The sequence below is a fragment of the Bordetella genomosp. 5 genome (genome assembly GCF_002261475.1).
Classification (GTDB): domain Bacteria; phylum Pseudomonadota; class Gammaproteobacteria; order Burkholderiales; family Burkholderiaceae_B; genus Bordetella.
In genome coordinates, this window is the sequence record NZ_NEVN01000005.1 from 251470 (window position 1) to 274512 (window position 23043).

Annotated in this window: 15 protein-coding genes and 1 pseudogene; 7 read left to right on the top strand and 9 right to left on the bottom strand. The window is 68.4% G+C overall.

Going from position 1 to position 23043, the window contains the following annotated elements:
• Nucleotides 1–102 precede the first annotated feature (102 nt).
• From CEK29_RS11280 to CEK29_RS11290, 3 genes are all read left to right on the top strand, one after another.
• Nucleotides 103–714: a glutathione S-transferase family protein gene (locus CEK29_RS11280; RefSeq protein ID WP_094858127.1), complete on the top strand. Its 612-nt coding sequence runs from the start codon at nucleotides 103–105 to the stop codon at nucleotides 712–714.
• A 65-nt stretch (nucleotides 715–779) separates the two neighbouring features.
• Complete coding sequence (locus tag CEK29_RS11285) at nucleotides 780–2846, top strand: 2Fe-2S iron-sulfur cluster-binding protein (protein ID WP_094858196.1); 2067 nt, start codon at nucleotides 780–782, stop codon at nucleotides 2844–2846.
• 89 nt (nucleotides 2847–2935) lie between these two features.
• On the top strand, nucleotides 2936–3811 hold the full coding sequence (locus CEK29_RS11290) for a LysR family transcriptional regulator (RefSeq protein ID WP_369597735.1): 876 nt from the start codon (nucleotides 2936–2938) through the stop codon (nucleotides 3809–3811).
• A gap of 13 nt (nucleotides 3812–3824) precedes the next feature.
• On the opposite strand, the gene CEK29_RS11295 is transcribed toward CEK29_RS11290, so the two are convergent.
• From CEK29_RS11295 to CEK29_RS11315, 5 genes and pseudogenes are all read right to left on the bottom strand, one after another.
• Complete coding sequence (locus tag CEK29_RS11295) at nucleotides 3825–6965, bottom strand: efflux RND transporter permease subunit (protein WP_094858129.1); 3141 nt, start codon at nucleotides 6963–6965, stop codon at nucleotides 3825–3827.
• Nucleotides 6962–10039 (bottom strand): annotated as a pseudogene (locus CEK29_RS11300) (efflux RND transporter permease subunit). The gene CEK29_RS11295 and the pseudogene CEK29_RS11300 overlap by 4 nt, the downstream one beginning before the upstream one ends.
• 5 nt (nucleotides 10040–10044) lie before the next feature.
• Entirely contained in the window at nucleotides 10045–11202 is a 1158-nt protein-coding gene (locus CEK29_RS11305) for an efflux RND transporter periplasmic adaptor subunit (RefSeq protein WP_094858130.1), read from the bottom strand.
• 125 nt (nucleotides 11203–11327) lie between these two features.
• On the bottom strand, nucleotides 11328–12539 hold the full coding sequence (locus CEK29_RS11310) for a PepSY-associated TM helix domain-containing protein (protein ID WP_094858131.1): 1212 nt from the start codon (nucleotides 12537–12539) through the stop codon (nucleotides 11328–11330).
• Nucleotides 12539–14701: a TonB-dependent receptor gene (locus CEK29_RS11315; RefSeq protein ID WP_176456882.1), complete on the bottom strand. Its 2163-nt coding sequence runs from the start codon at nucleotides 14699–14701 to the stop codon at nucleotides 12539–12541. The genes CEK29_RS11310 and CEK29_RS11315 overlap by 1 nt, the downstream gene beginning before the upstream one ends.
• Before the next feature lie 36 nt (nucleotides 14702–14737).
• Between CEK29_RS11315 and CEK29_RS24010 the strand changes: the two genes are divergently transcribed.
• The 4 genes from CEK29_RS24010 to CEK29_RS11330 all read left to right on the top strand — a co-directional run bounded on the left by CEK29_RS24010 (nucleotide 14738) and on the right by CEK29_RS11330 (nucleotide 19923).
• The gene (locus CEK29_RS24010; protein WP_217903876.1) at nucleotides 14738–15043 is read left to right on the top strand and encodes a hypothetical protein; all 306 of its coding nucleotides are present in this window, start codon (nucleotides 14738–14740) and stop codon (nucleotides 15041–15043) included.
• A 188-nt stretch (nucleotides 15044–15231) separates the two neighbouring features.
• On the top strand, nucleotides 15232–17595 hold the full coding sequence (locus CEK29_RS11320; protein WP_094858133.1) for a penicillin acylase family protein: 2364 nt from the start codon (nucleotides 15232–15234) through the stop codon (nucleotides 17593–17595).
• Between the two features lie 109 nt (nucleotides 17596–17704).
• Nucleotides 17705–19093, top strand: a complete 1389-nt coding sequence (gene dbpA, locus CEK29_RS11325) for an ATP-dependent RNA helicase DbpA (protein ID WP_094858134.1) — start codon at nucleotides 17705–17707, stop codon at nucleotides 19091–19093.
• 14 nt (nucleotides 19094–19107) lie between these two features.
• Nucleotides 19108–19923, top strand: coding sequence for a hypothetical protein (locus CEK29_RS11330; RefSeq protein ID WP_094858135.1), 816 nt, complete (start codon nucleotides 19108–19110; stop codon nucleotides 19921–19923).
• Between the two features lie 8 nt (nucleotides 19924–19931).
• Here the strand turns inward: CEK29_RS11330 and CEK29_RS11335 are convergent, their stop codons facing one another.
• From CEK29_RS11335 to CEK29_RS11350, 4 genes are all read right to left on the bottom strand, one after another.
• Nucleotides 19932–20264, bottom strand: a complete 333-nt coding sequence (locus CEK29_RS11335) for a hypothetical protein (protein ID WP_094799867.1) — start codon at nucleotides 20262–20264, stop codon at nucleotides 19932–19934.
• A 164-nt stretch (nucleotides 20265–20428) separates the two neighbouring features.
• Nucleotides 20429–21394 carry an ABC transporter substrate-binding protein gene (locus tag CEK29_RS11340; protein WP_094858136.1) on the bottom strand — a complete coding sequence of 322 codons (966 nt, stop codon included), beginning with the start codon at nucleotides 21392–21394 and terminating at the stop codon, nucleotides 20429–20431.
• Nucleotides 21395–21402: 8 nt separating this feature from the next.
• Nucleotides 21403–22254: an ABC transporter permease gene (locus CEK29_RS11345; RefSeq protein WP_094858137.1), complete on the bottom strand. Its 852-nt coding sequence runs from the start codon at nucleotides 22252–22254 to the stop codon at nucleotides 21403–21405.
• Entirely contained in the window at nucleotides 22251–23039 is a 789-nt protein-coding gene (locus tag CEK29_RS11350) for an ABC transporter ATP-binding protein (RefSeq protein WP_094799870.1), read from the bottom strand. The genes CEK29_RS11345 and CEK29_RS11350 overlap by 4 nt, the downstream gene beginning before the upstream one ends.
• Between the last annotated feature and the right edge of the window lie 4 nt (nucleotides 23040–23043).

A 23043-nucleotide genomic window follows, 5' to 3' on the forward strand; every position in this document is an offset into this window, starting at 1 on the left:
GCAATTAAGAGATGTGAAATAGGCGGATTCTGCTTCTGAGGATGCTTAATTAATCTGACGTGACGGTACAGCACACGGTTGTACCCCCACCGGAGATTCCTCATGAAGCTGTATCACTTCGCACTGTCCGGCCACGCCCATCGTGCCCGCCTTCTGCTCTCGCTGCTCGGCGTTTCGCACGAGCTGGTCGAGGTCGACATGGCCGCCGGCGGCCACAAGACGCCCGAGTTCCTGAAACTCAATCCCTTCGGCCAGGTGCCCGTGCTGGAAGACGACGGCGTGGTCGTCGCCGACTCGAACGCCATCCTCGTCTATGTCGCGAAAAAGGCCGGCCGCACCGACTGGCTGCCCGAAGACGCGCAAGGCGCCGCGGCCGTTCAGCGCTGGCTCTCCGTCGCCGCGGGCGAAATCGCGTATGGCCCCGCCGCCGCGCGCCTCGTGACCGTATTCGGCGCCAAGTTCAATCCCGAAGAAGTGATCGCCCGCGCGCACCTCATTCTCGGCCGCCTCGAAAGCCACCTGGCCGGGCGCGAATGGCTGGGGGGCAACGCGCCCACCATCGCCGATGTCGCCATCTACAGCTACGTGGCGCGCGCACCCGAAGGCAATGTCGACATCTCGGGCTATCCCAAGGTGAATGCGCTGCTGCGCCGGATCGAGGCGCTGCCCGGCTTCGTGGGCATTCCCGAGACCGCGGCCGGCCTGAACGCCTGAGCCCCTGTGCCGCGCCCGTGCCGCGCGGGCACATGCCGCGGCTCACGACTGTCGAGGACACCGAAATGGCCCAGAATCCGGCGCCGCAGCCCACGTGGCATGCGGGCGAGCTCTTCATCCAGGAACAGGTTGGCGTGGTGGACCGCATGCGGGCCGTGGGCCAGCGCGTGGTGCGCGACCACATGCCCGACCAGCATCGTGCGTTCTACGAACAGCTGCCGTTCATCGTGCTGGGCAGCGTGGACGACCAGCACGACGCCTGGGCCACCGTCCTGGCGGGTCAGCCCGGCTTCATGCGCTCGCCGAGCCCCACGGTCCTGGACATCGGCGCCCGCGCCGACGCCAACGATCCGGCGGGCGCGGGGCTGCGCGACGGCGCCCCGGTCGGCTTGCTGGGCATCGAGATGCACACCCGGCGGCGCAACCGCATGAATGGCGTCGTGACGCACGCGGCGTCGGGGCTGCGCGTGACGGTGGACCAGAGCTTCGGCAACTGCCCGCGCTACATCCAGCTGCGTGATTTCAGTTTCGCGCGCGACCCGGCCGAGGCGCATGTCGCGCCGCGGGAAGACCTGCCCGCGCTGGATGACGCGGCGCGCGCGATGATCGCCGGCGCGGACGCGTTTCATGTGGCCTCGTATGCGGACCGCGAGGGCGGCCGTCAGGTCGACGTGTCGCATCGCGGCGGCAAGGCCGGCTTCGTGCGCGTCGATGCGGACGGCACGCTGACCATACCGGACTTCGACGGTAATCTGTTTTTCTCGACGCTGGGCAACTTCATTCTCAACGGCAAGGCCGGCCTGCTGTTCGTGGACTACGAGCGCGGCGACGTGCTCCAGATGACGGGCGACGCGGAGGTGATTCTCGAGTCACCCGAGATCGCCGCGTTCCAGGGCGCGGAGCGGCTGTGGACCTTCCGGCCGCGCCGCATCGTGCGCCGCAGGGCCGCGCTCGCGCTGCGCTGGACGTTTCAGGCGGAGGGCTGGTCGCCCAACGTCCTGATGACCGGCGACTGGTCGCAGGCGGCGAGCCGGCTGCAGGCGAGCGAGCTGGCCACGCGCTGGCGTGCGCTCACGGTCACGCGCATCGTGGACGAAAGCGCCTCGATCCGCTCGTTCTACCTGGCGCCGGCGGATGGGCTCGCGCTGCTGCCGCACGAAGCGGGTCAGCATCTGCCGATCCGGGTAACGCCGGCCGATGCCACGGCGCCGCTCATCCGCACCTACACCTTGTCGCTGGCGCCCTCGGACGGCGCGTATCGAATCAGCGTAAAACGCGAAGGCGTGGTGTCGCGGCACCTGCACGACCATGTGCGCGTGGGCGACGTGATCGAAGCGCGGGCGCCCGCCGGCGCCTTTACCGTCGACGCGCGGGAGCCTCGGCCGCTGGTATTGCTGGCCGGTGGCGTCGGCATCACGCCGATGCTGGCCATGCTGCGGCATATCGTCTACGAAGGGCTGCGCAAGCAGCGCGTGCGTCCGACCGTGCTGATCCAGGCGGCGCGCTCGCTCGCGGAGCGCCCCTTCGATGCCGAGGTGAGCGAGCTCGTCGCGGCGGCGAAGGGCGCGGTCAAACTGGTGCGCGTGTTGAGCGACACGAGCGGCGCCGAGGCGGGCCGCGACTACGACGCCGCGGGCCGTGTCGACACCGGCTTGCTGACGCGATTCCTGGCCTTCAACGACTACGACTTTTATCTGTGCGGACCGGCCGGCTTCACGCAGTCGCTCTACGACGGACTGCGCGGGTTCGGCATCGCCGACGGACGCATCCACGCGGAAGCGTTCGGCCCGTCGGGGCTGGTGCGCCGCCTCGACGCCGGCGCGCAGGCCGCGCCGGTGCGCGCGGCACCGGCCACCGAGCCGGTGCCGGTGGCCTTTCTCGAGTCCTTGAAAGAGGCGCGCTGGACGCCCGACTCGGGCACCTTGCTGGAACTGGCGGAGGCGCGGGGGCTGGCGCCGGAGTTCAGCTGCCGCTCCGGCAGTTGCGGCACCTGCCGCACCCGGCTGATCGAAGGCGAGGTGACCTACATCAAGGAGCCCACCGCCCCGGTTGCCGACCGCGAAGTGCTGATCTGCTGTGCGGTGCCGGCGCGCCAGGAGGGCGGCACGCAACGTGTGCACCTCGCGCTGTGAGCGGGGGCGTGATGCCGGCCGCCGACCTTGCCCGTATCATGGAGCCTCATTCGGAACGCGGGAGGCGCACGGTGGATCGCTGGCAGGCAATGCGGATCTTCGTCAAGGTGGCGGAAACGGAAAGCTTCGCGGCGGCCGCGCGGCAGTTGCATATGAGTGCGCCGGCCGTGACGCGCGCGATCGCCGCGCTCGAAGACCTGATCGGTGCGCGGCTGTTCGTGCGCACCACGCGGTCGGTCAAGCTGACCGAGCCGGGCCGGCGCTATGTCGACGACTGCAAGCGCATCCTGGCCGACATCGACGAGGCCGAGGCGGCGGCCGCGGGGTCTTATGCCGCGCCGTCGGGCACGCTGTCGCTCACCGCGCCGGTGATGTTCGGCCACATGTATGTGCTGCCGCTGCTGCACGATTTCCTCAAGATGCACCCGACCGTGAACGGGCGCGTGCTGTTCGTGGACCGTCCGGTGAATCTGATCGAAGAGGGCATCGACGTGGCGATCCGCATCGGCCGGCTGCAGGACTCGGGCTTCTCGGCCATGCCGGTGGGCACGGTGCGGCGCGTGGTGTGCGGATCGCCGGCGTATTTTCGCGAGCATGGCGTGCCGCTCACGCCGGCCGATCTGCGGCAGCATCGCGTGACGAGTTCGACCGGCGCCTGGGTGTCGCCGGAGTGGCGCTTCGCCAACGAGCAGCGCGTCACGATCCAGAGCTGGCTGCAATCCAACACCAATGACGCGGCCATCGCCACGGCGATCGCCGGGCTCGCGCTCACGCGGGTGCTGCACTACCAGATCGAACCGGCCCTGGCCGAGGGCAAGCTCGAGATCGTGCTGGCCGAGCATGAAGAGCCGGCCCTGCCGATCCACGTGCTCTACACCGAAGGCCGGCAGGCGCCCGCCAAGGTGAGGGCGTTCGTGGACATGGCGGTCGAGCGGTTGCGCGCGCGCGGCGCGGCCGGAGCCTGATAGCGAGGCTCGTTCAGCGCGGCACGGGGTGTCGGCTGCGGCGGGCGCGCCAGCGCAGCCGCAGGCGGTCCAGCGCCAGATACACCACCGGCGTGCTGTAGAGCGTAATGACCTGGCCGACCAGCAGGCCGCCCACGATGACCACGCCCAGCGGACGGCGCATCTCGGAGCCTTCGCCCAGGCCCATGACCAGCGGCAGCGCGCCTACCAGCCCGGCCAGATTGGTCATGACGATCGGGCGCAGGCGCTGCAGCGCGGCCTGATGGATGGCGGCCATCGGCGGCAGGCCGGTGCGGCGTTCGAGCTGGATCGCCACGTCGATCATGAGGATCGCGTTCTTCATGATCACCCCCACCAGCAGAAACAGGCCCAGTAGCGCGATCAACGTGAACTCCAGCCCCGCCAGGCGCAGCGCGATCAGCGCGCCCAGGCTGGCCGAGGGCAGGGTGGACAGGATCGTGAGCGGGTGCAGCGGGCTTTCGTACAGCATGCCCAGCACCAGGTAGATCGCGAGCAGGACCGCGGCGATCAGCCAGGGCTGGTCCTGCAGCGATTTCTGGAAGGTGCGAGCGCCGCCGCCCAGGCGGGTCTGGACATCGGACGGCACCATCAGCTGCGCCACGCCGCGGTCGATCGCCGCCAGGCCTTGCTCCAGCGACACGCCCGGCGCCAGCGAAAAGCCGATGCCGGTGGCCGGAAAGAGGCCGTCGTGGAAAATGCAGTCCTTCACCATCCGGTAGTGGTAGGTGGTGAAGGCCGCCAGCGGCACCCGGCTGCCATCCTCGGCCAGCACCTGTACGCGGTCGAGCACCGCGGCATCCTGCGTGTAGCGCGGGTCGAGCTCCAGCACCACGCGATACTGGTTCATCGGATCGTAAAGCGTGGCCACCTGACGCTGCGAAAAGGAGTTGCTCAGCACATTGGCGATCGTGTCCATGTCGACGCCGAGCCGGCGCGCGGCCTCGCGATCGATCTCCACCTGCACCTGAAGCGTGCCGGCTTCGCCGACCGTATCCACGCTGGCGAGCTCGGGCATGTCCTGCATGGCGTCGCCGATGCGCTTGGCCCAGACCTGCAGCGAATCCACATCGTTGGCAAGGATCGCCAGCTCGTGGTCGCCCGAGGTGTCGAAGCCGCCCGGCATGCGCAGGTCCTGGTCGGCCTCGATGAAGAACATGCCACCCGCCACCGGCGGCGCGTTCTGCCGCATCCAGTCGATGATGGCGGGCGCGCTTTCGGTGCGCTGCGCTGCGGGCTTCAGCCGGATCAGAAACAGCGAGTTGCTGATGCCCATCACGCCGCCGCTATACCCGATGACGTCCTGGATGTCGGGGTGCTGCATGACCATCTGGCGGTAGGTCTCGATCTTGGGCTGCATGACCTGGAACGAGAAGCCGTCGTCGCCGCGCACGAATCCCCGCAACTGCCCGGTGTCCTGCTTGGGCAGAAAGCCCTTGGGCGCCTGCACATAGAGAAACACGTTGAGCGCGATCGCCAGCGCCAGCGCGGCCAGCACCAGGAAGGGATGCGCGAGCACGCGCGCCAGGCTGCGGTCGTAGCTGCGCACCAGCCAGGCGTTGAAGCCGCGGGCGGCGGGGGCAGGCGCGGCGGCGCCCGGCGAGGCGGCGCCCGGCGCGGCGGCGCCCGGCGCAGCGGCGCCCGGCGCTCCGACCGGCTTCGGCGTGGGCCGCAACCAGCGCGCGCACAGGCCCGGAATGATCGCGACCGAGACCACCAGCGAGATCACGATGGCCGCGACCAGGGTGATGGAAAACTCGCGGAACAGCCGCTCGACCAGGCCGCCCATGAACAGGATCGAGGCAAAGACGACGGTCAGCGCGAGCGTCATGGCGGCCAGGGTGAACCCCACCTCGCGCACGCCGCGCAACGCGGCACGCCGTGGCGTCAGCCCGCTATCGAGGTGGCGCTTGATGTTCTCGAGCACCACGATGGCGTTGTCGACCACCAGCCCGGTCGCCACGATCAGGGCCATCAGCGACAGGTTGTTGAGCGAGAAACCCAGCAGATGCATGACCGCGAACGTGGCGATCAGGCTGACGGGAATCGCCACGCTGGGAATCGCGGCGGCGCGCACATCGCGCAGGAACGCCCAGACCACGGCCACCACCAGCAGCGTGGCGAGGCCCAGCGTGAGATGCGCCTCGTGCAGCGTGGCGCGGATACCGGGCGAGCGGTCGAGCACCACGGTCAGCGACACATCGGCGGGCACCAGCGCGTGCAGGGTCGGCAGCAGCGCATTGATCGCGTCGATGGTCTCCAGCATGTTGGCGCCGATCTGCCGGCTGATCGTCATCACGACCGCCGGGTTCTCGTTGTGAAAGCCGCTGCTGTAGCGGTTTTCGATCGAGTCGCTCACCCGCGCGACCTGCGACAGCCGCGTGACCGCGCCGTCCTGATGGCGGATCACCAGCGACTCGAACTCGGGCACCGTGCGCGGCTGGGCCGCGCCGCCGATCGCCCAGCGCTGTGCGCCGGTGTCGATCTGGCCTTGCGGCAGCAGGGGTGCCGCGTCGACGATGGCGTCGCGCACGTCGTCGAGCGCCACGCCGTAATGCGCCAGCATGTTCGGATTGACCTGGACCCGCACGGCGGGCAGCGCGCTGCCGCCGAGCGTCACCTCGCCCACGCCGGACACCTGCGCGATACGCTGCGACAGCACGCTGGCCGCCATGTCGTAGAGCTCGCCCGGCTTGCGCGTGGGCGAGCTCAGCGCGATGGCCATGATCGGCGTCTGCGACGGGTTGAGCTTGCGATAGCTGGGAAGCGACGGCATGCCGGCCGGCAGCTCGCCGCTCGCGACGTTGATCGCCGCCTGCACATCGCGCGCGGCCGCGTCGATGTCGCGCTCCAGGTCGAACTGCAGCAGCACGCGCGACGATCCCGGGCTGCTGGACGAGGTCATGGTCGTGACGCCGGCGATGCTGCCGAGCGCGCGCTCGAGCGGGGCGGCCACCGTGGCCGCCATGCTTTCGGGGCTGGCGCCGGGTAGCTGCGCGCGCACCTCGATGGTCGGAAAATCCACCTGCGGCAGCGGCGCCACCGGCAGCAGACGCCAGGCGGCCAGGCCCACCAGCACCAGGGCCACCGCCAGCAGGATGCAGGCGATCGGACGCTGGACCAGCGCGCGGATCACGAGCGCGTCCCGTCGGCTTGCAGTGCGCGCGCCGGATCACCGCGCCGGCCCAGGCGGTGGAAGAACAAATACACGGCCGGCGTCGTGAACAGCGTCAGCACCTGACTCACGAGCAGGCCACCCACCATCACCCAACCGAGCGGCTGGCGCAGTTCGGCCCCCGACCCCGTGGCCAGCATCAGCGGCACGGCGCCGAACAGCGCCGCGAGCGTGGTCATCAGAATCGGGCGCAGGCGCAGCAGCGCGGCCTCGCGGATGGCGGCCAGCGGCGCGAGCCCGCGCGTGCGCTCCGCCTCGAGCGCGAAGTCGACCATCATGATGCCGTTCTTCTTGACCAGCCCGATCAGCAGGATGATCCCGATGACGGCGATCAGGTCCAGCGGCCGCCCGGTCAGCATCAGGGCCAGCAAGGCACCCACCGCCGCAGAGGGCAGGGTGGAAAGAATGGTGATCGGATGGATGGCGCTCTCGTACAGGATGCCGAGCACCAGGTACATGGTGACGATGGCGGCCAGCATCAGCCAGAGCGTGTTGGACAACGACGCCTCGAAAGCCGCTGCCGCGCCCTGCAGCCGCAGCTCGACCGAGGCCGGCATGCCGATCTCGGCGCGCGCCGCCTCGATGGCGGCCACGGCGGCGCCCAGCGAACCTCCCGGCGGCAGATTGAACGAGAGGTTCGCGGCCGGGAACTGCCCCACGTGATTGATGAGGGTGGGCGCGGTGCGCTCGCTCACGGTGACGAGCGAGGACAGCGGGACCGGCTGGTCGGTGTCACTGCGCAGATAGATGCGTTCGAGTGCCCGGGGCCCGTCGGCCAGCCCGTTGTCCACCTCGATCACCACGCGATACTGATTGGATTGCGTGAAGAGGGTCGTGATCTGGCGCTGGCCGAACGCGCTGTAGAGCGCCTGCGCCACATCGGCCATCGTGAGGCCGTAACGCGCGGCGGTGTCGCGCGAGATGTCGAGATAGGCCTGACGGGCATGCTGGCCCAGGTCGGTCACCACGTCGGCGATGGCCGGCGAATCGGCCAGGCGGTCCGCGAGCGCGCGGGCATTCGTGGCCAGCAGAGTGGCGTCCGGCGAGGTCAGGATGAACTGATACTGGCCGCCGCCGACCCGATCTTCGAGATTGAGCTCCTGGACGGGCTGCAGAAACAGCGAGAGCCCGCCGGCGGTGCGGGCGCGCTCTTCGAGGCGCGCGGTGATCTCGGCGAGGGGCGCACTGCGTTCGCTCCAGGGTGCGAGGTTGATCAGCAGACGGCCGGTGTTCAGGCTGGTGTTGGTGCCGTCCACCCCGATGAACGACGACAGGCTCACCACGTCGGGATCCTGCAGCAGCGTGTCGGCGAGCGCCTGCTGGCGCCGGGCCATGTCGCCGTAGGACACGCTCTGCGGCGCCTGCGTCACGCCCTGCAGCACGCCGTTGTCCTGCGCCGGAAAGAAGCCCTTGGGAATCAGCGCGTACAGCACACCGGTGAGGCACACCGTGATCAGCATCACGGCCAGGGTGGTGCGCTGATGCCGCAGCGTCACGTCGAGCCAGCGCGCATAGCGCGCCTGCAGACGCACCATGAGCTGGGAGGGCGCCTGCTCATGGGCCGGCAGCAGCCGCGCGCACATCATCGGCGTGAGGGTGAGCGAGACCCCCAACGAAATGAGGATGGCGACCGCGAGCGTCACGGCGAACTCGCGGAACAGACGCCCGATCACGTCTTCCATGAACAGCAGCGGAATCAGCACCGCGATCAGCGAGAGCGTGAGCGACACCAGTGTGAAGCCGATCTGGCGCGCACCCTTGAGCGCCGCCGCCATGCGGCCCAGGCCCTGTTCGCGATAGCGGGCGATGTTTTCCAGCATGACGATGGCGTCGTCCACCACGAAGCCGGCGCCCACGGTCAGCGCCATGAGCGTGAGGTTGTTGGACGAGAAGCCCGCCAGATGCATGACGCCGAAGGTGCCGATCAGCGACAGCGGCACGGCCAGGCTGGGAATGAGCGTGGCCGGCAGATTGCGCAGGAACAGAAAGGTAACCAGCACGACCAGCCCGACCGCGAACACCAGCTCGCGCTGCACCCCGCGCACCGAGGCGCGAATGCTTTCGGTGCGGTCGGTGAGCAGACGCACCTCGACCGACGCCGGCATGCCGGCCGTGAGCTGCGGCAGCAGCGCCTTGACCTGGTCGGCGACGGCAATGACATTGGCGCCCGGCTGGCGCTGGATATTGACCAGCACGGCGGGCTGGCGGTCGACCCAGGCGGCGAGGTAGCGATTTTCCGCGCCTTGCTGCACCGTGGCGACCTCGCCGAGCCGCACCGGCGCTTCGTTGCGTCAGGCCACGATCAGTTGCCGATACTCCTCGGCGCTCTGCAGTTGATCGTTCACATCCATGATGACGGAGCGCACCGGGCCGTCGAAGCTGCCTTTGGGCTGATTCGAGTTGGCGTTGCCGATGGCCTCCTGCACGTCGTTCAGCGACAGCCCGCGCGCGGCCAGCGCCATGGGGTTGACCTGCACGCGCACGGCCGGCCGCTGGCCGCCGGCCAGACTGACCATGCCCACGCCGGACAGCTGCGCCAGGCGCTGCGCCATCCGCGTGTCGACCAGATCGTGCACCTGCGGCAGCGGCAGGGTGGCCGAGGTGATCGCCAGCGTGAGAATGGGCGTGTCGCCCGGATTGACCTTGCGATAGACCGGCGGGGCGGGCAGATCGTTGGGCAGCAGGCTGCCGCTCGCGCTGATGGCCGCCTGCACCTCCTGTTCGGCCACGCCCAGCGGCACGTCGAGCGCGTATTGCAGCGTGATCACGGACACCGACGCGCCGCTGGACGACGACATCTGGCGCAGCCCCGGTATCTGGCCGAACCGGCGCTCGAGCGGCGCGGTCACCGCGCGCGCCATGACCTGCGGGCTCGCGCCAGGATAGTGGGTGGTGATCTGAATCACCGGGTAATCCACCTGCGGCAGCGCGGCCACCGGCAACATGCGCCAGGCCAGAATGCCGGAGAGCAGCAGCGCGATCATCAGAAAGCTGGTCGCGACCGGGCGCAGCACGAAGGGTTTGGAGATATCCACGGTCTTTATCCTTGCGCGGGCACGATGGTCACTTCACGATCCACGCGCACACGGTCGACGCCCTCGACCACGATGCGTTCGCCCTGGCTCAGGCCCTCGCGCACCGCGACCTCACCGGGCCGCGATTCGCCGAGCACGAGCGCGCGGCGTTCTGCCCGGTCGCCTTCGCCGATCACATAGACGTAGGGGCCGTCGGCGGCATACTGCACGGCGGCGGCGGGCACCATCAAGGCCTCGGCGTCGCGCAGCAGCACCAGCCGCACATTGACGAATTGATTGGGGTAGAGCGCCACGTTGGCGTTGCCGAACAGCGCCCGCAGCTTGAGGCTGCCGCGGCCGGTCTCGATGCGATTGTCCTGCGCGTGCAGCTCGCCCTCGGCAAGCAGCACGCGGTCGTCGGCGTCCCAGGCCTGCACGCGCATCGGGCCGGACCGCGCGGCCAGCGCCTCGCTCAGCACCGGCAGCGTGGCCGCCGGCACGGAAAACACCACCGAGATCGGATGCGTCTGCACCAGCGTGACGAGCCCGGTGGTGTCGGCCGCGCGGACATGGTTGCCGGCGTCGATCGCGCGCAGGCCCAGCCGGCCGGCCGAGGGCGCCACGATGCGGGTCAGCGCCAGCTGGCGGCGCGCCTCGGCCACGCGCGCGCTGTCGCGCTGATGTTGGGCGGCCAGGCCGCGCTCCAGCGCGCGGGCGGCGTCGAGCTGGCTGGCTGCGACCGATTCGGCCCGGCCCAGGCGCTCGTAGCGCGCCAGATCGGCCTGCGCATTGCGCCAGATCGCCTCGGTGCGCGCGAGCTCACCGAGCGCGCCGGCCAGTGCCAGCTCGAACGGGCGCGCATCGATCTGCGCCAGCAGTTGTCCTGCCTCGACCTGCTGGCCTTCGGCGAAGTGCAGGCGCTCGAGATGGCCATCGACCTGCGGGCGAATGAGGACGCGGGTGAGCGGGGTCACGGTGCCGAGCGCGTGGACGTCCTGGTGCAGGGCATCCAGGCGCGCGGTGGCCACGGTCACGGCGGGGGGCTTGCTGTTGCGGTCCTGCACGGGCGCGCGGGGCGCGGGCGCATAGGCGCGCCACGCTACCCAGGCGCCGATAAGCGCGAGGAGCAGGCCGAGCCAGCGATACCTGTGCAGCAGCTGTCGGCCCGTGGACGACCGGGACATGAATGACTCCTGAACAGTTGCTGAGTCGGGCATTCTAGCTGAATGCAAATCATTTTTATCGAAGGCGTGCGCGACCGCGCCGAATCTTCGCGCGCGCGGCGGGCGAGCGTGACGGAAGGGAGGTGTCAGGGGCGCGCGGCGCGCCTGTCGGCTAGCACGCGGGACTGGTGCTTTTTCCACCAGATTACTACGCCCGTGATACTGAGCAGCGCGACAACCAGGCCCAGAATGCAGACCACGATACGGCCCGCGAGTCCGCCGATCTGACCGCTGTGCAGCGGAAACTGCAACTGCGTGAAGACATCGGCTGCCGTGCCTGCGCCAGGGAGCGTGGCACCGACAAGCGCGCCGCTGTAAGCGTCGTAGTAAAGCATCGGCGTGCCCAGGCCCATGCCGCGGTCGTGGTGCGACGGCCAGAGCAGCGCCAGATACAGCCCCATCTCGCCGAAGTGGCTGATGCCGCTGACCCGTTCGGGCCAGCCTTCGCGCGCGGCGTGCGCGTTGGCCCGCGCTCGAATCACATCGAAGCCCACGGGGAGGGCGCCCTCGCGGGCCGCGGCGGGCGTGGTCGCCTCCGGAATGGGCGTAAGCGTGGAGACCACGGCCAGCACCGGCCGAAACAGTTCCTGGCGCAGGTTCAGGTAGGCGCTGCTCAAGGCCAGCAGGATGAGTGCGATCCAGAGCCACAGGCCGAAGGCGCGGTGCAGATCGAGGTTGAGCCGGTACGCGCCTGCCCCGCGCTTGATGAGCCAGGCAGGCTTCCACTTCGAGAGGCGCGGCGCGCTGCGCGGCAGCGTCAGATAAAACCCGACGAAGCTGTCGAGCAGCCAGATGAGTGCGATGCCGCCCATGAACCACCAGCCCCACAGACCTGGCAGATAGAGGCTGTGGTGAATCTGGAGCATGAAGGGCACGAAGGTTTCGGCCTGCAGGCAACAGCCCTGGCGCGAACGCTTGCCCTGCACCTCGCCGGTACCGGGGTCCACGAAGATGTGGTCATAGCCGAGCGGCGGGTGACCGGGTCGTGCATACACATAGGCCTGCGCCGTGTGGCCGGGCACGCCGTCGTAACCGAGATACTCGATCTGCAAGGCATGATCGGACGCCTCGATGCGCGCGGCCAGCGCGTCGTAGCCCAGCGCCGGCTGGGTGGAGCGCGCCTGGTAGAACTCGGGATTGAGCCACGCATCGATATCGTGGCCGAAGGCAAGAATGCTGCCGGTCAGCCCGGCCACCGTCAGGAAGACGGCGGTGAGCAGACCGGCGTAGCGGTGCACCCAGACCCACGTCTGGCGCTCGGCGAGGCGCCGAAGCCGAGTGGGACCAGCCTGGGTCATCAGAAGTCGATGCTGGCCGACAACATGTAGGTACGCGGCGCGGCGCTGTTCAGATACTGATAGCCGGGCGACGAATCCCAGTAGCGGCGGTTGAACACGTTCTCGACGGTGGCGCGGAACACGACCGGGTGAGTGGCGATCTTGGTGGCGTAGCGCGCGCCCACGTCGAAGCGGGTCCAGGACGGGACAGTCGCCGTATTCGCGGCATCGAATGGGATCGACGAGGTGTAGATCATGCGCGCCGTGGCGGTCAGGCCGGGCACCTGCGCGATGTCGTACTCGGCGCCCAACTTGACCGACCACTTCGGCACGACGCCGGCGCGGTTGCCGTCGAACTCGCCGTTCGCGGTTTTGGTCAGGATGGCCTGTGTCCAGGATACACCGCCCAGGATACGCAGGCCGCGGGCCGCTTCGCCGAAGGTCGAGAGCTCCACACCGCGATTGCGTTGCTCGCCCGCCAGACGGTAGTAGTTGTCGCTATCCACATAGCCGCTCGGGCGCTTGATCTCGAACGTGCTCAGCGTGGTGGAGAAAGTGCCCCAATCCATCTTCGCGCCCAATTCCCACTGCTTGGACACGAAGGGATCGAACACCTCGCCGGCGTTCACGGCGCGATCGGGTGCCACCTGGCCCTGTTGCAGCGCTTCGACGTAATTTGCGTAGAGCGACAGGTTTTCGATGGGCTTGACCACCAGACCCACGGCCGGCGTGTTCTTGCTGCGCTGGTAACTCGACTGCCACGCGCCCGACGTGCGGTTGTAGGCGTTCGTGTCGATCTTCTGGTGCCGCAGGCCCAGGGTCAGCAACACGCGCTCGTCCATCATGGACAAGGTATCGGTGATGGCATAGCTGCGCAGCGTCATGTCCGAGTTGCGCACCCGCGTGCCATCCAGATCGGGGTCGTGCGGGTTGGGCAAATGCACCGGATCGTACAGGTTGCTCTGCGCGGTCCACGAAGAGGAGGGCACATAGCCCGTGGTCTTCAAGTTGTAGTCGGTGACGGCCAGCACGGTCGTGTGCTTGATCGGACCGGTGTCAAAGCGCAGGCGCGTGTTGAGCTCGCCGCTGCGGGTCTTGTTGCGCTCGTTCAGGCCGAAGGCGTAGTAATCGATATCGCCGTTCAGATCGCCGATCTCGCCCCACGGGCTGTTGGCCTTGCGGGTGGTCTCGGCCATGCCGAAGGCGCCGCCGATGCTCCAGAAACTGGTGAGATCGTATTCGGCGCGCACCATGCCAAAGGCATAGTCGCGATCCTGATACGACCACGAGGGGTAGGGGTTGATGTCGCCCCGCGGCGCTTCCGGCACGTACGGCGTGTACACGAAGTAGTTGTTGCGCGCGCCGTTGATCTTCTGGTTGCTGGCGCCGAAGTCGGCGCTGGCGCGCAGGCGCTCGGCACGGTAATCCAGGCCCAGCGTCACGTTGGACGCCTTCACCTTCTCGTGATCGACCGAGGTGTCACCATCGCGGTGGGAGGCATTGAGGCGGATGCCGAAGGCATTGTCCTGGCCGAACCGGCGCGAAATGTCGACGCTCGCGCCGAGGTTGCCGTCGCTGACGAAGCCGGTGCTCAGACGCGTGAGCGACGTGTCTTCGGCGCGCTTGGGCGTGAGGTTGATCGCGCCGCCGGCCGTACCGCGCGGCGAACTGCCATTGAGCAGGGTGCTCGGGCCTTTGAGGACCTCGACCCGCTCGATGCCTTCGAGCTGCACGCCTTCGGAATTGGCGATGCCGTACAGGCCATTGAAGCCGATGTCGGCGCGGTTGACTTCAAAGCCGCGGATGAAGAAGTTGTCGAAAAACCACGGGCCGCCACTTGCCACCCCCGGATCATTGTCCAGCACGTCGGCCAGGCTGGTGGCCTGCTGGTTCTGGATAAGTTCGGAGGTGTACGAGGTCACGCTGAAAGGCGTGCTCATCATGTCGACGTTACCCAGCATGCCAAGACGAGCGCCGCGGGCCACCTGACCGCCCGCATAGACCGGCGGCGTGTCGTCCGGCTTGGCGACGCTGGTGCCCGTCACCGTGACGGACGGGAGCTGCTGCACCGAGGCGTTGCCGCTGGCATTCTGTGCCAGCGCGGCAGGCGCCCAGGCGGCGGGTACGCCGAGGGCGGCGGACAAGGCAAGCACGAGCTTGCGTTGGCGTAGGGGGAATGACATGAAGTGCTCCGTTGTTATGCAGGGAAAACCGACTGTTTGGAGAAAGAATCTCGAGAAAACCGTCAATCGCACTCGCTGGCAGGACTGTCTGAAAGCCCGGTCCGTGATCCCCCAGGCAAGCGCGACCCCAAGACCGCGACGTACGCGGAACAGGGGATCTCCATGCATAAACGAGCAACCTTGTTTGTTTTTCTGTCCGGCGGCGCGCAAGGCGCGAAGGCGGGCCGGGCGCCTGGTTTACAGGACGCAGCGGCAGCGCGGCCGGCGGATGGCATGCACTCGCAACACAACGCAATTCGTATTGCGACGCAGTATCAACTAAGAATGAATATCAATCAATAGGGGTGAATTCGGCGTTGGCGAGCGTCGATATTCGATTTTTGGCGGCAAGGGCGCTCGCCATCGGCGCCCGCAAAGGTCTGTTCAGTCTCGATGTCACGATGGCATGATGCAATCCCTGACCTCCGTGCGGCTCGTGCGCCTCGAGCACATGCCCTCCGTTCTCTCCCGTTGATCGACGCAGGATTCCAATGAAGCTTTCGAACTGGCGCGCCGCCGCGCCGCCGATGGTGCTCGCCGGGCTCGCGGCACTCGCCGCGGCCCCGGCCTGGGCCGACGGCCCCGTGACCCTGCGGCGGCTGGCCGATGGCACGGCGCATATCCAGGCCACCGACATGCACGGCGCCGGGCTGGGCGTGGGCTACGCGCAGGCAGAAGACGCGCTGTGCACGCTGGCCGACGCTTATCTGACCTTTGCCGGTGGCCGCTCCCTGGCCTTCGGGCCGCAAGGCAAGCCCGATTACAACGCCACCTATACCGGCGGCAACAACCTCGAGCTCGACGTGTTCTTCCGGGCCTTCCTGGATGACACCGCGCTCGCCCGCTTCAAGGCCGCGCAGGTCGTCGAGCTCAAGGCCATGGCCGAGGGCTTCGCGGCGGGCTACAACCGCTACCTTGCCGAAGCGCGGGCGCGTCCGGCCACGGCGGGGGAGCCCACGTGTCTGCGGCAGCCGTGGGTGCGGCCGATCACCGTCGACGACGTCATGCGCCGCATTCAGGCGCCCGCGCTGGCCGGAGGCTACGCGCGTTTCATTCCGGAGATCGTGCGTGCCGCGCCGCCGGGGCCGAAGCGGACGGCGCAGACGACAAGCCCGCTATCGCCGATCGCCGATGCCTGGCATGTGGGCGGCGCGGCGGGCCTGGGCAGCAATGTGATTGCCTTCGGCGCGGGCGATGGTGGCGCCCGGGCGCCGGTACTGTTCGGCAATCCGCACTGGTTCTGGGGTGGCCCCGACCGCTTTTATCAGATGCACCTCACCGTGGACGGCCAGATCGATGTGGCGGGCGTGGCTTTCGTGGGCGTGCCGCTGCCGATGATCGGCTATACGGACCGGGTGGCGTGGTCGCACACCGTATCGGCCGCGCGCCGCTTCGGGCTCTTCGCCCTCCAGCTGGATCCCGCGGATCCGTTGCGCTATGTGGTCGATGGCGAGGCGCGTTCCATTCGGGCGCAGGTGATCGAGGTGCCGGTGCGTGGCGCCGATGGGAAGACCGGCTCGGTGCGGCGCACGGTCTATCGCAGCGAGTACGGCCCGATCGTGGACCTGAGCGCCCGCGCGCAGCCGCTGGGCTGGACGGCCAAGGGTGCCGTCGCACTGCGCGACATCAACGAGACCAACGATCGCATCTTCTCCACCTATCTCTCCTGGGCGCATGCGCGCACGCTGGACGACTTCGTGGCGATCGCGCGGCGCGAGCTCGCGATGCCGTGGGTCAATACGGCGGCCATCGGTCGCGACGATGCGCGCGCGTGGTACGGCGACATGGGCGCCGTGCCGAATGCGCCCGATGCCTTGCGGCGCCTTTGCGCGACGCCCTTCACGCCACTCGTCGCCCGTTGGGATCCGGCAATACCGATGCTCGATGGCAGCCGGTCGGCGTGCAACTGGACGGTGGATCGCAACACCCTGATTCCGGGGCAGATGCCCGCGTCGCGCCTGCCGGAGCGCTTTCGCACCGATTATGTCGCCAACATGAACGACAGCTATTGGCTCGCGAGTCCGGCGCAGCCGCTCGAGGGCTACGACGCCGTGCTCGGCGGCGAACGTCAGCGGCTCTCGCTGCGGGCCCGGCATGGTCACGCCATCGCGCGCGACGCGCTGGCGCAGGCGGGCGGCGACACCGCGCGCCTGATCACGTTCCTCGAGCGCGAGACCCTGTCCGCGCGGGACTACGCCGCACAGAGCTTCAAGCCCGCGCTGCTGCATGCCGCGTGCGGGCCGCCGGACGCCAGCGTGAAACAGGCCTGCGCCGTGCTGGCGCGCTGGGCGGGCTCGGCCGGGGCCGACGACCGCGGCGCCTGGCTCTGGAGCGCGTTCTGGCAGGCGATGCAGGACAGCCCGGCGGCCAAGAGCGGCAAACTGTACGGAAAAGCGTTCGATCCGGCCCGGCCGCTGGACACGCCGAACGCGATCCGGCCGCTGCCGGCACAGGCGCGCGCAGCCTTGATGGCGGCCACGACGCGGCTCGCGTCGCAGGGCGTGGCGCTCGACGCGACCGTGGGCGAGCGGCTGCGGGTCAACGCGGCCGGTGGGTCGATCGCGCTGTATGGCGGCTGCGGCAGCGGCTATTTCACGATCGCGTGTCCGGCGGTCCCGGGTGGCGTGATGGACGGCCGCGCGCACGCCAACACCTATCTGCAGCTGGTGAGCTTCGGCAAGGATGGCGTCCAGGCGCGCACGCTGCTGGCGAGCGGCGAGCGCGAGACGGCCTGGCGGGGCGGCCCGGGTGCCGAGCCAATCCGGCGCTACGCCGAAAAGCAGTGGCTGCGCGCGCCCTGGACGCCCGCGGAACGCGAGGCGGCCCAGGTGTCGGTGCGCACGCTGGCGCCTTGACGATGCGGGCGGCGGCGCCCGCAGCGCGCCGCCGCCCGCATCGCTACCCACAAACGCATACACTGTCGGTCAACTCAGCCTTTTTCGCGCTTTTTGCGACCGCCTTGCCGTGACCACCACCTCTTTTTCTTCGCTTCCTCTTCAGTCCGCCCTGCTCGACAACCTGCAGGGGCTGGGCTTCGAACAGATGACGCCGATCCAGGCGCAGAGCCTGCCGCTCATTCTCGAAGGCCGCGATCTCATTGCGCAGGCCAAGACGGGCAGCGGCAAGACGGCGGCCTTCGGGCTGGGCGTGCTGCAGAAGCTCGACGTGAATCGCCTGACGCCGCAGGCGCTGCTGGTCTGTCCCACGCGTGAGCTGGCCGACCAGGTCGCCCAGGAGCTGCGCCGGCTGGCCCGCCTGATTCCGAACGTGAAGATTCTCACGCTGGTGGGGGGTGCGGCCGCGCGCCCGCAGGCCGAGTCGCTCGCGCGCGGTGCGCATCTGGTGGTGGGCACGCCCGGCCGCATCCAGGATCACCTCGAACGCGGCAGCCTCGATCTGGCCGGTATCACCACGCTGGTGCTGGACGAGGCCGACCGCATGGTGGACATGGGCTTTTACGACGATATCGTCGCCATCGCCTCGCATTGCCCGGTCAAGCGCCAGACGCTGCTGTTCTCGGCCACCTATCCCGACAACATCCGCAAGCTGAGCGCGCGCTTTCTGCGCAACCCGGCCGAGGTCAAGGTCGAGGCGCAGCACGATGCCAGCCGCATCGAGCAATATTTCTACGAGATCGCCGAAGACGAGCGGCTCGGCGCGGTGGTCAAGCTGCTGGCGCATTTCCGCCCGGTGTCGACGCTCGCGTTCTGCAATACCAAGATCCGCAGCCACGACCTGGTCGAGCGTCTGCAGGCCGAGGGCATCAGCGCCCAGGCGCTCAACGGCGACCTGGAACAGCGCGAGCGCGACGAGATCCTGATCCAGTTCGCCAACCAGAGCTGCGCCGTGCTCGTGGCCACCGACGTGGCCGCGCGCGGCCTCGACATTCAAAACCTCGGTGCCGTGATCAACGTCGACGTCACCAAGGACACCGAGGTCCATGTGCATCGCATCGGCCGCAGCGGCCGCGGCGACCAGAAGGGTCTGGCGCTCAGCCTGTGCTCGCCCGAGGAAATGCGCTGGGCCAATCTGATCGAGCAGTATCAGGGCGCGCCGCTCACGTGGGCCGACATCAACGCGCTGCGTCCCAAGTCCGACCGCCCGCTGCGCGCGCCGATGATCACGCTGTGCATCCAGGGCGGCAAGAAAGACAAGCTGCGTCCGGGCGATCTGCTGGGCGCGCTGACGGGTGACGGCGGTCTGGTGTTCGAACAGGTGGGCAAGATCAACATCACCGAATACAACGCCTACGTCGCGCTCGATCGCAAGATCGCCAAGCAGGCCTTCTCGCGCATCTCCAACGCCAGCATCAAGGGCAAGCGCTTCCGCATGCGCTTTCTCGAAGAGTTCTGAGCGCGCGCCGTCCCATGGGCCTTCGCACCGCTCGCTGGCTGGTCCTGTGCTGCGCGGCCCTGGCCGGTGGCGCGGCGGTGGCCGCCTCGAGCGTGTTCAACGCGCCGGCGGGGGGCGGGCAGGGCATGTGGCAACAGAGCGTGGGCGGCAGGCAGTGGTTGCTGGACCAGGCCCTCAAGCGCGAGCCGCGCGACGCGGCCGCGGTCACGCAGGCCTATGTGGACCTGGGCATGGCCCAGCGCCATGCCGGCGACACCGACGCGGCGATCGCGTCGTTCGAATCGGCGCTCGCCTATCCGGCCGGCGCGATGGCGGATGCAAGCTACCATGCTGCCCACAGTCAGTTGCTGGCGCTCTACGAGGGCGCCGCACGCTACGACGAGGCGCTCGCACTGATCGAGCAGTACCAGCCGCCGGCGGATGGCCGGGCGCGGCTGAACACCGTGTCATTGACCGACCGCATCCTGTGGCAGCGGATCGAGGCAGATCGGGCGCAGGGCGTGGCGACGCCGCCCGACTGGCTCGCCAGGCGCTGGGCATTCCTGCAGAAAAGCGCGGCGTCGGGACGCGCCCGTGCGCTTGGCGGCGCGGATGTCGGCGTGCACTGCATCCTGCCGATGGACCGTCGCGTGCCGCGCGCCGACAACGGCGGCACGGCCATCGTGCAGCTGACGCTGAACCCGGGGCTGCTCGAGGCGCGGCCCAAGATCGCGCGCTCGTCGGGCGATGCCGCGATCGACCGCTATGCCGTCGCGCTGCACGACCGCATACAGTGCGCGCCGGATCAGAAGCGCATGCAGGTGCAGCAGCCCGTGCGGGTCGAAAACTGAGCGCCTGATCAGGGCACCGTCACATGCCGCACCCAGACGGGTGCGAGCCAGCCGATCAGGATGCCGAGCACCAGCGCCAGGCCGAAGCCCTCGGCGCCCGCGCCCAGCAGCGCGGCCACGAGCAGGCAGCCCAGCGTCGCGAAACCCACCTGCCACCAGGCCGCGCGGCGGAAACTGCGCGGGGCGATCTCCGGCGCGGCAATCCCGCCGAACAGCGCGCCAGCCAGCGCCATCGCGGCGACGAACAGCGGCGCGTCGGTGCCGGTCATGTAAAAGCCGCTGATGGCGAAGACGACGGCGAAGGCCGCCATGACGGCCGCGGCGAGCTTGAGTGCAGACATACGATGCGTGGCAACGAGGTTGAGAATCGGCAGGCGCGCGAGCGTCTTTCCGGGCGGTGTCGAATCGGTGCGTATGGTAGCCAAGGGCCCGGCCGTGACCTGCAAGAAAAAGAAACAGGCAGTTTGCTCGCGCAAACTGCCTGCTGCATGGCTCGGCGCAACGATCAGTAGGTCTTGCCGGCGATCTCGTTGGACCAACCCAGATCCAGCCATTTCGCGTCCTGCGGAATCTGCTTCAGGTTGCCCAGGTCGATCTGCGTCTGCAGCGCGTCGGTGAGCGATTGCGTCGGCAGGGCGACCGACTCGGCGAACACGCCGTCGTTGATGAGACGCTGCACCGACGCACGCACCACGGCGGGGTCGAGGTTCGGGAACAGCTTCAGGCCGCTCTTGACCGCTTCGTCGGGATTCTTGTGAATGGCCTTGAGCGCACGGTCGATACCGGAGACGAACTTGCGCGAGATGGCGGGATCGATGTCCTGGCGGGTGGAGATGGCCGAGAAGGTGTAGGGGCCGATCTCGCGCGAGAACGCCGACACGACCTTGTAACCTTGCGCCTCGGCCTGCGACGCGCCCGGCTCGTACAGCACGGCGCAGTCCGCCTGGCCGGAGCTCAGCGGGCCGACTTCATTGCCCAGCGGCACTTCGAGCAGGTCCACATCGCGCTTCGGGTCCAGGCCGGCGCCCTTGAGCAGCTTGATGAACGCGGAGGTGCTGGTGGTGGGCATGGCGCCCGTGGAAATCTTGGCGCCCTTCAGGCTCTTGAAGCCATCGAAGGCGAAGCCCGACTTGCAGGTCAGCCACACGCCCAGGCGGTTGAGCGTGCCGCCCACGACCTTGACCGGTGCGCCGCGGCCGAACGAGATTGCGGTCCACTCGGGGCCGTGCAGCGAGAAGTCGGCGCTTTTGGAGATCACGGCAGCCAGCGCATTGGTCGAGCTCGAGGCCACGTCGATCCGCACGTCCAGACCTTCGTCCTTGAAGTAGCCATGCTCCTCGGCGAAGTACACGGGCAGATAGAACACCGACTTGAAGGCGGCGGAGACGACCGCTTTGTCGTTGGCCCAGGCGGAGGCGCTGAGCAGGCACGCGGCGGCGGCGGCCAGGCGCAGGGTGGTTTTACGAGTCATGATGCGTGTCAGAGTTTGAAGTTGGTGGCGTAGGTCTGATCCTTCCAGCGCAGCAAGCGCTTTTCGGCGATGTCCACGCCGGCGTAGAGCACGAAGCCCAGCGCCATCAGAGAGAAGATGCCGACCCAGACCGTATTGAGGTCATAGAGCGACGAGGCCACGAAGATCACGTGGCCGAGGCCGTATTTGGAGGAGATGAACTCACCGACCACAGTGCCCACCAGCGCGAAGCCGATGTTGATGCGGAAGGTGCTGATGATGTAGGGCGTGGCCGATGGCACCACCACCTTGGTGAAGATCTGGCGCTTGGTGGCACCCAGCGACACCAGCATGCGCTGGATATCGGGATCGGCGTCTTTCGCTGCCTGAAACGCGGCCAGCAGCGCCACGATGGCCGTGAGCGAGATCGAGAGCGCCACCTTGGAAATCACGCCGGTGCCGAACCACAGGATGACGAGCGGCGCGAACGCGATCTTGGGCACGCTGTTGATCGCGACCAGAAAGGGTTCGACGACCTTCGCGCCATAGGGCGAATACCAGAGGGCCAGGCCCGGAATCGTGCCGACGATGGTGCCGATCACGAAGCCTGCCGCCGAGGCCCACAGGGTGTAGTTGGCGTGCACCCAGAGTTCGCCCGACTGGATCATGCGCCAGCCCGCCTCGAACGTGCCGGCCGGCGAGCCGAACAGGAAGCCCGACACCGCGCCCTGGCGCACGGCGAGCTCCCAGGCCGAGAAGATCAGGACCACGATGAACAGTTGGGCGAACCACACCGGCGGCAGGCGCCGGGGGCGGGAAGCGGCGCGCGCGGCGGGTGCCGGCGCGGCCGCGGCGAGGGCGGTAGAGGAAGACTGGGTCATGCGTGAGCGGTCTGGATGTCGAGTTCCTGGCAGAGCAGGTCGAAATAGGCGGAGAAGCGGCTGTCGTGGCGCGCTTCCAGCGGCGACCGGGTATCGAGCTCGATCCGGTGTTCGCTCTTGAGGCGGCCTGGGCGCGCGCTCAGCACGAAGATGCGTTCGGACAGCGCGATGGCCTCGTCGATGTCGTGCGTGACGAGGATCACCGTCTTGCCCTTCTGCGACACGGTGTCGGCGAGCATGCCTTCGAGAAACAGCCGGGTCTGGTAATCGAGCGCCGAGAACGGCTCGTCCAGCAGCAGGATGTCCGGGTCGGGAAGCAGCGTGCGGGCCAGTGCGGCGCGCTGGCGCATGCCGCCCGACAGAGCCTTCGGATAGCTGTCCTGGAAAGGCAGCAGGCCGAAGGTGTGCAGGTATTCGCGCGCCAGCTCGACCGATTCGGCGCGCGGCGTGCCGCGCAGCTCCAGTCCGACCAGCACGTTGTCGAGCACCGTGCGCCAGGGCATCAGCAGGTCGCGCTGCAGCATGTAGCCGACGCGACCGCGCAGGTTCGGCATGGGCTGGCCGTCCAGCAGAATACTGCCGCTGTCGTGTTCCAGCAGGCCCGTCAGGATGTTGAACAGCGTCGACTTGCCGCAGCCCGACGGGCCGATGATGCTGACGAACTCGCCGGCGGCCGCATTCAGGCTGATGTCGTCGAGCACGTTGACCGTGCCCTTGTCGGTATGAAATTGCTTGGAGAGATGGCGGATCTCGAGCTTGGGCGCCGGGGAAGCAGCAGCGGACATCTCG